An 11,037-nucleotide genomic window follows, 5' to 3' on the forward strand; every position below is an offset into this window, starting at 1 on the left:
TGGACATCATGGCCGACCGCAACAGGCAGCAGCCCGATCCGCGGGGCGCGATCAAGGACCCGGACGAGTGGGTGACCGGCGAGGAGCCGCCGACCGCCGCCCAGGAGTCGTACCTGCACACGCTGGCCCGGGAGGCCGGCGAGGAGGTGCCGGACGACCTGACCAAGGCCGAGGCGTCCCGGCGGATCGACGAGCTGCAGGAGGAGACCGGCCGGGGCCGGTGACCCTCAGCGCGGGGGCAGGCGGTGCAGCTCGACCTCGTCGAGCCGCCCCGCCGCCACCCGCGCGGTCAGATAGGTGGCGTACGGCTGGGACCGCCGGTCGGTGGGCGAGCCGGGGTTGAGCAGCCGCAGCCCGCCCGGGGCGACGCTGTCCCACGGGATGTGCGAGTGGCCGAAGATCAGCAGGTCCCGGTCGGGGAAGCGGGCCGCGCAGCGCTCCTCGCGCCGGGTCTTCGGCCCGGTCTCGTGCACCACCGCCACCCGCAGGCCGTCCAGCTCGACCCGGGCCACCTCGGGCAGTCGGGCCCGCAGCTCCGGGCCGTCGTTGTTGCCGTACACGCCGACGAGCCGGCGGGCCCGGGCGCTCATCGCGTCGAGCAGCGCCACGTCGACCCAGTCACCGGCGTGCACCACCACGTCGGCGGCCTCCACCGCTGACCAGACGGGCGCGGGCAGGTCACGCGCCCGCTTCGGTACGTGGGTGTCGGCGAGGATGACCAGGCGCATCCCGCCATTCTCCGGCAGGCATCGGGTGCGGGTGGGCACCCGGCGCGCTCAGGCGCCCTGGCCCTGGTTCTGCATCAGGCCGCCGTCCATGAAGTACGTCGACCCGGTGACGTAGTCGGCGTCGTCGCTGGCGAGGAAGACGGCCAGCTTGGCGATCTCGCCGGGCTGGGCGGCCCGCTTCCACGGGATGGACTGCACCTGTTCCTCCAGGTACTGCGGATCGTCGATGGCCCGCTGGTTGAACGGGGTGAGCACCATCCCGGGTCCGATGTTGTTGACGTTCATCCGCATCGGCGCCACCTCCAGGGCGAGGCTCTTGGCGAACTCCAACATCGCGCCCTTGCTGGTGTCGTAGTCCGCGCCGCCGGCCCGGGCCACCTCCTGGTGGATCGAGGTGATGTTGATGATCTTTCCCTGCCCGCCCTGGTCGCGGCGGTGCCGCACGAACCGGCGGGAGCAGAAGAACGTCCCGTAGACGTTGATCCGGATGGCCCGGTCCCAGGTCTCGGTGTCCAGGTCGGCGACGGGGATGCCGGAGGCGTCCACGCCGGCGTTGTTCATCAGGACGTCCAGGGTGCCGAACTCGGCGAGGGCCTCGTCGAACATCGCCTCGACCTGGTGCTCGACGCTGATGTCGCCCTGCACCACCATGGCCCGCTGGCCGGCCTTCTCCACCTCGGCCCTGGTGTGGTTGGCCCCGGCGTGGTCGTGTAGGTAGTGCACCACCACGTCGGCGCCCTCCCGGCCGAACTCGATCGCCGTGGCCTGCCCGATACCCGAGTCCGAGCCGGTGATCAGGGCGGTCCTGCCTGACAGTCGTCCGGTCATCAGCGTGCTCCCTCCCTGGGTCCCGTACCGGCCGGCACGGGCTGTCGGTCGCCTTCCGTGGCCCTGCGAGCCCGCTCGTCGGCGGCGGTGAGATGACCCGCCGCGTTGATCAGGCCGATGTGCGAGAACGCCTGCGGGAAGTTGCCGAGGTGTTCCCCGGTCGCCTGGTCGATCTGCTCGGCGTACAGCCCGAGGTCGTTCACCCGGGCGGCGAGCTGTTCGAACACCCGGCCCGCCCGGTCCCGCTCCCCCGCCTTGGCCAGGCAACCGACCAGCCAGAACGAGCAGATGACGAAGCCCGCGGGGTCGTCGTCCCAGCGGCGCAGCAGGCCGTCGCGGGACAGCCGCCGCTCCACCACGTCCATCGTGGAGCGCATCCGCGGGTCGTCCGCCGGCAGGAAGTCGACCAGCGGCATGAGCAGCACCGACGCGTCCAACTGGTCGGAGTCGAAGGCCCCGGTGAAGGCGCCGAGCCGCTCGTTCCAGCCGCGCGTCAGCACCGCCGCCCGCACCTCGTCGCGGGCCGCCGCCCAGCGGGCTACGTCCGCCGGGTCGCCCAGCCGGGAGCCGAAACGGACCGCCCGGTCCAGCGCCGTCCAGCACTGCACCTTGGACGAGACGTAGTGCCGCTCCCGGTCGCGCGCCTCCCACATCCCGGCGTCCGGCCGCCGCCAGTCCGACACCGCCCGGTCGGCCAGCGCGCGCAGCAGGTGACGGACGTCCGGCGACATCGGGTCCAGGTAGTACCGCATCAGCCAGGCCGCGTCGAGGACCTCGCCCAGCACGTCGTTCTGCCGCTGCCGCCAGGCGTCGTTGCCGACCAGGACCGGTCGGCTGCCGTCGTAGCCGGAGAGGTTGCCGAGGGCGTGCTCGGTGAGGTCCCGTCCGCCGTCGACGCCGTACATGATCGGCACCGGCTCGTCGCCGATCCGGCCCATCGCCCGGCCCACCCAGGAGAACTGCCGGTTCGCCTCGTCCGGGCAGGCCGCCAGCCAGAGCGCCTGAAGGGTGAGGCTGAAGTCGCGCACCCAGACGAAGCGGTAGTCGTAGTTGCGGTCACCGCCCAGTTGCTCGGGCAGCGACGTGGTCGCCGCGGCCACCACGGCTCCACTGGGCCCGTAGGTCATGCCCTGCACCACCATCGCGCTGCGCCGCACCGCGTCGCGGTAGCGGCCCTGGTAGTCGTCGTGCAGCGCCGCCCAGGACCGCCAGCCGGCGACGGCATCGGCGACCACCTGGTCGGCGTCGGGCGTGGCCGGCTGCGCGTCGCCGTAGGCCGGGGCGTGCCCGAGGGTGAAGCGGTAGGTCTCCCCGGCGCGGACGGTGATCCGGGCGGTGGCCCCGTCCTCTCCGCAGTCCAGCGCGACGTCGGCGCGCAGTCGCAGTCGGCAGCCGCCGCCGGCCGCGTCGATCACCCCATCGGAGTTCGTCAGGTAGGCGCTGACCCTCCCGTACTCGAACCGGGGCTGGTAGTCCACCAGCATTGGCACCTCGCCGGCGAGTCCCTCGACCACCCGGGCGAGCACCCGCGGGGAGCGCCGGCCGATGTCGTGCCCGCGCGCCCCGGGCTCCAGCGCCAGGGCGTCGGTGACGGCCACCGCGCCGGTCGTGGTGGTGAAGACGGTACGCAGCACCAGCGTGTCGTCCAGGTAGGAGCGTTCGCTGGTGTACCCGCCCTCGGGCTGGATCGACCAGTGCCCCGCCCGGTCGTCGAGCAGCCGCCCGAAGGCCGACGGCGCGTCGAACCGGGCGGGGCACCACCAGTTCACCGAGCCGGCACGATCCACCAGCACGGCGCTGCTGCCGTCGGCCAGGAACCCGTGCTCACTGATCCGTCCGCTCTGCACGCCGGTGCCTACCCGGGCCGGCGAAGCAGCATTCCTCGACGTCGGCGGCGGTTGGGCGTTACCGGTGGGGACCGTCGGGAAGACGGGTGGCCGACGAAGGAGGCAGCGATGACCAGACCCTCGAACCCGACCGCGGCCTGGCGTCCCGGGATGCCGGGCGACGAGAACCTCCCGTCCGGTCCGGCCGGCCGGCCGGCCGCGCCCAGCGGTGACGGGCACGGCCCGCAGACCGGGCCGCCCACCGTGACGATCGGCTCGTACCCGGACTATCCGTCCGCACAGCGGGTGGTGGACTACCTGGCCGACAACCGGTTCCCGGTGGAACACACCGCGATCGTGGGGACGAACCTGACCCTGGTGGAGACCGTGCTCGGCCGGTTGACGACCGGGCGCGCCGCGTTGCTCGGCGCGGGCACCGGAGCCTGGTTCGGGCTCTTCATCGGCCTGCTGTTCGGCATCTTCACGGTCGGCAACTGGCTGGCGGTGATCCTGGTCGGGCTGGTCATCGGCGCGATCTGGGGTGCCGTCTTCGGTGCGGTCGCGCACGCCATGTCCGGCGGCCAGCGGGACTTCACCTCGGCCAGTTCGCTGCGCGCCGGCCAGTACGCGGTCACCGTGGACGCGAACCTCGCCGACCAGGCGCGTCAGCTGCTGGGACGGATGCACCTCACCCCGACCGGCGCGACGGCCCGCTGAGCACGTACCCCGACGCCCCGGCGCACCGCGCGCCGGGGCGTCGCGGCGTGGGTCAGGCCCGGTACGCCAGCTCGCCGGCCCGGATCGGCACGTCGACCCGGTTCTCCGGCGGGGCGAGCGGGCAGGCCCACCGGTCGTCGTAGGCACAGCTGGGGTTGTAGAGGTAGTTGGCGTCCAGGCGTACCCGCCCGCCGGGCAGCACGGTGAGCCCCCGGCCGTACGTGCCCTTGACGGTGTCGGTCAGGTACCGGCCGCCGCCGTAGCTCTCCCGGCCGCAGGTGCCGTCGCGCAGCGGCACGAAGAGCCCGCCCCCGTACGCCTCGATCCACCACAGGGTCAGCGGGCCCCACGGGGTCTGCGCCACCGCCACCCGCCGGTAGGTCACCACGCCGTCCGGGCCGCCGGTGTCGATGCTCTCGGTGCCCGAGGCGGGGCGCAGCGGCGCCTCCACGACGGCGTCCGGGTTCGGCGGGAACCAGCCCAGCCCGGTGAAGGCCGCCCGGTCGGCGGCGGGCACCGGACTCTGCGGGTGCCCGGCGAACAGCTCGTCGCGGGCCGTCCGGAAGCCGGCCAGGTCGAGGTCGGAGAGGTAGAGCCGGGCCACCCGCTCCCGCCAGTCGAGCAGTTCGAGATCGTCCACCCGCCGAGCCTAGCCGGGCCAGGGGTCAGGGGTCGGTGGCCAGCCGGGCGTGCAGGTGCTCGTCGTGACGGCGGCCGTCGCCGTACCGGTGGGAGTCGCGCATGGTGCCCTCGATCAGGTACCCGGCCCGCGCGGCGACCCGGCAGGAGGCCGGGTTGGCGACCGCGTGGCAGAGCTCGATGCGGTGCACACCCAGGTGGGCGAAGGCCCACCCGCCGAGCGCGGTGACGGCCCGGGAGGCCACTCCCCGGCCCCGCGCGGCGGCGGCCGTCCAGTAGCCGATCGAGGCGTTGCCGTCGTGGATCTGGAAGAGCGAGGCCCCGCCGAGCAGGGTGCCGTCGGTCGCGTCGGTCACCGCCAGGGACAGCCGGTCCACCGCCGCCGTGTCCGCGCGCCGCCGCAGCCACTCGCGCGCCCCGGCCTCGTCCCGTACGCCCTGCGGGTTCCACCGCTCGACCTCGGGTTCCCGCAGCGCCGCGAGCACGGCCCGAGCGTCCCGTGCCCGCCAGGCGCGCAGCAGCAGGCCGGGGGCGGTCAGCTCGACGGGATCCACGGGCCGGAGTGTGGCACGGCGTCCCGCCGGCCCGCCCGCGCTTTCCGCCGATCGCGTTCCTTCAAAACGGGATTACCCGGCCGCTCGGCCCCGCTCCGCCCGCTACTGACAGCTCGAAGAGGGCTTGTTTAAATTTGAAGGAGTGCTACAGTCGTAGCCGTGACGGAGGGTCTGGACAGCGCGCGGATGGCCGGCTGGCGCGCGTACATCGAGGCGAGCCAGCGGTTGTTCACCCAGCTGGAGGACGACCTGCGCGCCGACCGCGGCCTGAGCTTCGCCGACTACCACGTGCTGGTCCTGCTCGCCGAGGCTCCGGGGCAGCGGCTGCGGATGGGCGAGCTGGCCGACCGCCTGGTCTTCTCCCCCAGCCGGCTGACCTACCAGATCACGTCCATGCAGCGGCGCGGCCTGGTCGCCCGGGAGTCCTGCCCGCAGGACCGCCGGGGCAGCGAGGCGGTGCTGACCGCCGCCGGGCTGCTCGCCCTGCGCGAGGCCGCGCCGGGGCACCTGGCCTCGGTCCGCCGGCACCTGATGGACGACCTCGACGACGCCGAGGTCGCCACCCTGACCCGGGTCTTCGAACGACTCGGCCGGCGCCTGCGCGCCGACCGCGACGCGTCGTCCACCCTGAGCGACTAAGGAGTTCGCGATGCCCGCCATCACCGTCGACGACGTCCTCGTCCTGCCCCGCCTGCCCCGGCTCGACGAGAGCACCAGCTTCCGTCCGGTGCGCCGCCTGATCACCGCGCCGCGCGGCTACGAGGGCGAGGGCTTCCCGGTGCGCCGGGCCTTCGCCGGGGTGCCGATGACCGAGCTGGACCCGTTCATCCACCTGGATCAGATGGGTGAGGTGGACTACGCCCCGGGCGAGCCGAAGGGCACCTCCTGGCACCCGCACCGCGGCTTCGAGACCGTGACCTACATGATCGACGGGATCATGGACCACCAGGACTCGCAGGGTGGTGGCGGCACCATCACCAACGGCGACACCCAGTGGATGACCGCCGGCCGTGGCCTGCTGCACATCGAGGCGCCGCCGGAGCACCTGGTGATGAGCGGCGGCCTCTTCCACGGCCTCCAGCTCTGGGTCAACCTGCCCAAGGTGGCGAAGATGAAGCCGCCGCGCTACCAGGACATCCGTGGCCGGGAGGCGGCGCTGCTCACCACGCCGGACGGCGGGGCGCTGATCCGGGTGATCGCCGGCGAGGTGGCCGGGCACCGGGGCCCGGGCTCGACCCACACCCCGATCACCATCGCGCACGTGACGCTCCAGCCCGGCGCCGAGCTGAGCCTGCCCTGGCGGCCGAACTTCAACGCGCTGGTCTACGTGCTGGGCGGCCGCGGCACCGTCGGCACCGACCGGCGGCCGGTGCGCACCGGCCAGCTGGCCGTGCACGGGCCGGGCGACGCGCTGCGGGTCACCGCCGACGCCCGGCAGGACGCCCGCACCCCGGCGCTGGACCTCTTCATCATGGGTGGCCGGCCGATCCGGGAGCCGGTGGCGCACTACGGGCCGTTCGTCATGAACACCCGCGCCGAACTGGTCCGGGCCTTCGAGGACTTCCAGGCCGGCCGGCTCGGGGTCGTCCCCGCCAAGCGGCTGCCGCACACCGGCGGCCAGGGCAAGCGTCCCTGATCGCACGCCAGGGCGCCCCGGTCCACCGGGGCGCCCCGCGTCGGCCTCAGGAGACGGCGAAGATTCCGGCGACCCCGAGGATCACCATGAGCAACACCGCCAACAGCGCACCCCGTTCACTCTCCACCGCCTGAGGGCGGTACTCGGTCACGGGGTTCGTCGTCTCGGCGGGCATGCTGTGGCCTCCTCGGTGTGCGGGTCTCGGGTCCGACAGGTGCCACCACCAGGGCACGCGGAGCAGGCCCGGCGTGCGTACCGGCGGCAGGACACCTACCGTGAGGACGTTGTCGACGACCTCGGGGGGCTGGAACGTGGCGACGCAGGATTGGTTCCTGACCGCTGACGAACGCGCCAACCCGGTCTCGGTGTTACCCGTCTGGACGGCGGGAAACCTCGCCGAGCCGTTGATTCACGGCGCGGCGTACTTCGACCGGCTGGTCGACGAGGTGGAGGCGCTGCGCGCCGGTGACCACCTGTTCTTCACCGACTGGCGCGGCGACCCGGACCAGCGGATGCGCCCGGACGGTCCGACGGTGACCCAGCTCTTCGCCCGGGCGGCCCAGCGGGGCGTCCTGGTCAAGGGGCTGATCTGGCGCTCTCACCTCGACGCCCTCTCCTACAGCGAGACGGAGAACCGCACCCTCAGCGAGGCGATCTGCGCCGCCGGCGGCGAGGTGCTGCTCGACCAGCGGGTCCGGCGGGGCGGCTCGCACCACCAGAAGCTGGTGGTACTGCGACACCCCGGAGCCCCGGAGCGCGACATCGCCTTCGCCGGCGGCATCGACCTGTGCCACAGCCGGCGCGACGACGCGGCACACCGGGGCGACCCGCAGTCCGTGCAGATGTCCCCCCGGTACGGTCCGCACCCGCCCTGGCACGACGTGCAGCTCGCCGTCCGCGGCCCGGTGGTCGGCGCGCTGGACACCACGTTCCGAGAGCGCTGGACGGACCCGATGCCGCTGGACTCGGAGAACCCGCTGGCCTACCTGCGCGACCGGCTGCGCGGCGCCGACCTCAGCCCCGATCCGCTGCCCGAGCAGCCGGCCGACCCGCCGCCCTGCGGCCCGCACCGGATCCAGGTGCTGCGCACCTACCCGGCGGTCCGCCCCCGCTACTCCTTCGCGCCGGACGGCGAGCGCACCGTGGCCCGCGGCTACACCAAGGCGGTACGGCGGGCCCGCCGGCTGATCTACCTGGAGGACCAGTACCTGTGGTCCACCGAGGTGGCCGAGCTGTTCGCCGACGCGCTGCGGGACAATCCCGACCTGCACCTGGTGGCGGTGGTGCCCCGCTACCCGGACGTGGACGGCCGGCTGGCCCTGCCACCGAACATGGTCGGCCGCGAGCAGGCGCTCTCGCTCTGCGACAAGGCCGCCCCCGACCGGGTGCACGTGTTCGACCTGGAGAACCGCGAGGGCGAGCCGGTCTACGTGCACGCGAAGGTCTGCGTGGTCGACGACGTCTGGGCGAGCGTGGGCAGCGACAACTTCAACCGCCGGTCCTGGACGCACGACAGCGAGCTGTCCTGCGCGGTGCTCGACGACACCCGCGACGGGCGGGCGCCCACCGATCCGACCGGCGCGGGCGACGGCGCCCGGGTCTTCGCCCGGGAGCTGCGGCTGCGGCTGTGGCGCGAGCACCTCGACCGCGACCCGGACGGCGGCGAGGACGCCGACCTGCTGGACCCGGAAGCGGCGGTCAAGGCGATCACCTCGGCGGCCGACGCCCTCCAGCGGTGGTACGACGGCGGTCGGCAGGGCCCTCGGCCCCCGGGCCGGCTGCGCCCGCACCGGCCGGAGCGGCTGCCGTGGCTGACCCGGCTCTGGGCGTTACCGGCGTACCGGCTGGTCTACGACCCGGACGGCAGACCGCTGCGGGCCCGGCGCGCCGGCACCTGGTGAGGCGTCGCCACGTGCCTCCGCCCGCGCCTGCTGCCCGGGGTACGGGGTCAGCCCACCCGGGTACGCGAACGCGGTGCGCGGCGCGTAGAAGCCCCAGGTGATCAGCAGCGGGTTCTCCGGGCGCAGCGCGTAGACCGGGTGCCCGGGCTCCAGGAACTCCACCGACTCGATCTCGAACGGGTCGACCGTCTCGGAGATGAACGGGTAGACGGAGCTGACCAGCTGACCGCCGCAGCGGGTGAAGTAGCGGTGGTGCCCGGAGTGGACCAGGTGCCCGGTCTCGCCGATTCGCGCCCGGGCCCGGATCAGCGGCGACCCGTCGGCCACGGTCTCGGCGACCAGCGCCTCGCCCCGCACGTCGATGGTGGTCCGGCCGAGCACCGCGGGAGCGCCGCGGGCGGCCGCGTACTCCCGCACCAGCGGGCTGGAGGTGATGTAGTGCGTCCACCAGCCGCCCGGCGTCACCCCGCCGGGGGCGTTCACCCCGTCCAGGGCCACCCCGAGGTAGGTCAGCGAGTAGGCGCCGAAGCCGGAGGTCTGGGAGTCGTCCTCCACCACGTACTGGTTCATGAAGACCTGCCGGTCCCGGCGCGGCCGCAGCCCGGACGGCACGAGCGCGGCGACGGCGTCCGGATCCGCCGGCAGCCAGCTGAAGTGCAGCGTGCGACTGTCGACGACGAGTTGCGGATCCGCGGGGTCCAGCACGACGCCTCCGTACCGATGGGTGTAGGCCGACGCTACGTGCGGTCCTGTCGACGGGACAACGACGGAAAGCCGACACTCGTCCGCCATGTCGGTTTCTCGATTGACCGGTCGGTCGTCCCGCCCGGCCGACCGGACGGGACGAACGGGTGTCCGTCGGACACCGCCATCGGTCAAGCGACCCGGTAACGGTGATCACAAACCCGCGAGTTTATGCCCGTTACGCCCCCTTCATGTCTCGAAATTACTTAAGCACATCGTCCTTTCGGCTAGATTTCGTCAAGCCGATCAGGCTAAGGTGAGTCCCGAACGGACCATCTGAAGCTAAACCAAAGCGTCACGTCTTTTTGTCCGCGGACGAGGTGCAGGGAGGACCACCCATGACCGCGCCAGCGACCACCGAGCAGCCGGCCACCGCCGCGCCGACCACCGAGAAGCTGGACCCGCGCACGCTCACCGACAGCGCCGCCGACCTGCTCAACGCGATGGCCGCGCTGCCCGCCAACCATCCGTCCCGCGCCGCGATGCGGGACCGGGCGATCGAGGCCTGGCTGCCGCTCGCCAACCACCTCGCCCACCGCTACAGCGGTCGCGGCGAACCCACCGACGACCTGGCGCAGACCGCCGCCGTCGGCCTCATCAAGGCGATCGACAAGTTCGATCCCTCCCGCGGCGTCGACTTCGCCGGCTACGCCATCCCGACCATCATCGGTGAGCTGAAGCGGCACTTCCGCGACCGCACGTGGGACATCCGGGTGCCCCGCCGCCTCCAGGAGCTGCGGCTGGCCATCTCCGACGCCAACAGCTCGCTGCTGCAGACCCTCGGCCGCTCGCCGACGGTCGCCGACATCGCCGCCCACCTCAAGCTCACCGAGGAAGAGGTGCTGGAAGGCCTGGAGGGCGCCCGCGCGTACAACGCGGTCTCGCTGTCCACCCCGACCGGCGACGGCGACCGGGCGACCGAACTGGGCGACATGCTCGGCGGCGAGGACAGCGAGTTCGAGCTGGCCGAGCTGCGGGTGGCCCTCGGCCCGGCGCTCGCCACGCTCGACGAGCGCGAGCAGAAGATCCTCACCCTGCGCTTCTACGGCAACCTGACCCAGTCGCAGATCGCCGAGCAGATCGGCGTCTCGCAGATGCACGTCTCGCGGCTGCTGGCCCGGGCGCTGACCAAGCTGCGGGGTCAGCTCGACGGAACCTACTAGGGTGCGCTGACGGCGGCCGGGTCGGCGGACCCGGTCACCGTCGCGTCCTTCGGGCCCGGTCGGCGGTTCGCCGACCGGGCCTTTCCGCGCCCACACCCCGCACCGCAGCACCGACAGATCCCGCACCGCCACCCCGGACGGCCCGGCACGCGGGCGGAGCGCATCCGGGCAGACGCCCCGCGCCTCGGGGGGTTGGGGGGGGGGGGGGGGGGGCGCCCCCCCCCCCCCCCCCCCCCCCCCCCCCCCCACCCCCCCCCCCCCCCCCCCCCCCCCCCCCCCCCCCCCCCCCCCCCCCCCCCCC

Annotated in this window: 13 protein-coding genes; 6 read left to right on the plus strand and 7 right to left on the minus strand. The window is 73.5% G+C overall.

Annotated elements, in window-relative coordinates:
• The first annotated feature begins 8 nt into the window (after window positions 1–8).
• Window positions 9–224, plus strand: coding sequence for a DUF3072 domain-containing protein (locus tag M2302_RS07780; RefSeq protein ID WP_210777358.1), 216 nt, complete (start codon window positions 9–11; stop codon window positions 222–224).
• Between the two features lie 3 nt (window positions 225–227).
• On the opposite strand, the gene M2302_RS07785 is transcribed toward M2302_RS07780, so the two are convergent.
• The 3 genes from M2302_RS07785 to M2302_RS07795 are packed head-to-tail and all read right to left on the minus strand — an operon-like array spanning window position 228 to window position 3,403.
• The gene (locus M2302_RS07785; protein WP_280837237.1) at window positions 228–728 is read right to left on the minus strand and encodes a metallophosphoesterase; all 501 of its coding nucleotides are present in this window, start codon (window positions 726–728) and stop codon (window positions 228–230) included.
• A 48-nt stretch (window positions 729–776) separates the two neighbouring features.
• Complete coding sequence (locus M2302_RS07790) at window positions 777–1,556, minus strand: glucose 1-dehydrogenase (RefSeq protein ID WP_280837238.1); 780 nt, start codon at window positions 1,554–1,556, stop codon at window positions 777–779.
• The gene (locus tag M2302_RS07795) at window positions 1,556–3,403 is read right to left on the minus strand and encodes a glycoside hydrolase family 15 protein (RefSeq protein ID WP_280837239.1); all 1,848 of its coding nucleotides are present in this window, start codon (window positions 3,401–3,403) and stop codon (window positions 1,556–1,558) included. The genes M2302_RS07790 and M2302_RS07795 overlap by 1 nt, the downstream gene beginning before the upstream one ends.
• A 108-nt stretch (window positions 3,404–3,511) precedes the next feature.
• On the opposite strand from M2302_RS07795, the gene M2302_RS07800 reads away from it, so the two are divergent.
• Entirely contained in the window at window positions 3,512–4,099 is a 588-nt protein-coding gene (locus M2302_RS07800; protein ID WP_154938322.1) for a general stress protein, read from the plus strand.
• A gap of 52 nt (window positions 4,100–4,151) precedes the next feature.
• On the opposite strand, the gene M2302_RS07805 is transcribed toward M2302_RS07800, so the two are convergent.
• Both M2302_RS07805 and M2302_RS07810 read right to left on the minus strand, forming a co-directional pair.
• Complete coding sequence (locus tag M2302_RS07805; protein WP_280837240.1) at window positions 4,152–4,739, minus strand: DUF1684 domain-containing protein; 588 nt, start codon at window positions 4,737–4,739, stop codon at window positions 4,152–4,154.
• Window positions 4,740–4,764: 25 nt separating this feature from the next.
• A complete protein-coding gene (locus M2302_RS07810; protein WP_280837241.1) occupies window positions 4,765–5,292 on the minus strand; it encodes a GNAT family protein in 528 nt (175 codons plus the stop codon).
• Window positions 5,293–5,451: 159 nt separating this feature from the next.
• On the opposite strand from M2302_RS07810, the gene M2302_RS07815 reads away from it, so the two are divergent.
• Window positions 5,452–5,931, plus strand: a complete 480-nt coding sequence (locus tag M2302_RS07815; RefSeq protein ID WP_210777351.1) for a MarR family transcriptional regulator — start codon at window positions 5,452–5,454, stop codon at window positions 5,929–5,931.
• 10 nt (window positions 5,932–5,941) lie between these two features.
• Window positions 5,942–6,928, plus strand: a complete 987-nt coding sequence (locus M2302_RS07820; RefSeq protein ID WP_280837242.1) for a pirin family protein — start codon at window positions 5,942–5,944, stop codon at window positions 6,926–6,928.
• Window positions 6,929–6,974: 46 nt separating this feature from the next.
• Here the strand turns inward: M2302_RS07820 and M2302_RS07825 are convergent, their stop codons facing one another.
• Complete coding sequence (locus M2302_RS07825) at window positions 6,975–7,103, minus strand: hypothetical protein (protein ID WP_257028442.1); 129 nt, start codon at window positions 7,101–7,103, stop codon at window positions 6,975–6,977.
• 136 nt (window positions 7,104–7,239) lie between these two features.
• Between M2302_RS07825 and M2302_RS07830 the strand changes: the two genes are divergently transcribed.
• A complete protein-coding gene (locus M2302_RS07830) occupies window positions 7,240–8,829 on the plus strand; it encodes a phospholipase D-like domain-containing protein (protein WP_280837255.1) in 1,590 nt (529 codons plus the stop codon).
• Here M2302_RS07830 and M2302_RS07835 read toward each other — a convergent pair.
• Window positions 8,758–9,534, minus strand: coding sequence for a hypothetical protein (locus M2302_RS07835; RefSeq protein ID WP_280837243.1), 777 nt, complete (start codon window positions 9,532–9,534; stop codon window positions 8,758–8,760). The genes M2302_RS07830 and M2302_RS07835 overlap by 72 nt on opposite strands.
• 482 nt (window positions 9,535–10,016) lie before the next feature.
• Between M2302_RS07835 and M2302_RS07840 the strand changes: the two genes are divergently transcribed.
• Window positions 10,017–10,736, plus strand: coding sequence for a SigB/SigF/SigG family RNA polymerase sigma factor (locus tag M2302_RS07840; RefSeq protein WP_231925471.1), 720 nt, complete (start codon window positions 10,017–10,019; stop codon window positions 10,734–10,736).
• Window positions 10,737–11,037 lie beyond the last annotated feature (301 nt).

The sequence above is a fragment of the Micromonospora sp. A200 genome, assembly GCF_029893845.1.
Taxonomy (GTDB): Bacteria; Actinomycetota; Actinomycetes; order Mycobacteriales; family Micromonosporaceae; genus Micromonospora; species Micromonospora purpureochromogenes.

Bases quoted from the DNA above. Each gene is read 5' to 3' on its own strand.
- M2302_RS07790 (WP_280837238.1), bottom strand. From the start codon at position 1,556: ATGACCGGACGACTGTCAGGCAGGACCGCCCTGATCACCGGCTCGGAC.
- M2302_RS07800 (WP_154938322.1), top strand. From the start codon at position 3,512: ATGACCAGACCCTCGAACCCGACCGCGGCCTGGCGTCCCGGGATGCCG.
- M2302_RS07825 (WP_257028442.1), bottom strand. From the start codon at position 7,103: ATGCCCGCCGAGACGACGAACCCCGTGACCGAGTACCGCCCTCAGGCG.
- M2302_RS07785 (WP_280837237.1), bottom strand. From the start codon at position 728: ATGCGCCTGGTCATCCTCGCCGACACCCACGTACCGAAGCGGGCGCGT.
- M2302_RS07840 (WP_231925471.1), top strand. From the start codon at position 10,017: ATGGCCGCGCTGCCCGCCAACCATCCGTCCCGCGCCGCGATGCGGGAC.
- M2302_RS07820 (WP_280837242.1), top strand. From the start codon at position 5,942: ATGCCCGCCATCACCGTCGACGACGTCCTCGTCCTGCCCCGCCTGCCC.
- M2302_RS07780 (WP_210777358.1), top strand. From the start codon at position 9: ATGGCCGACCGCAACAGGCAGCAGCCCGATCCGCGGGGCGCGATCAAG.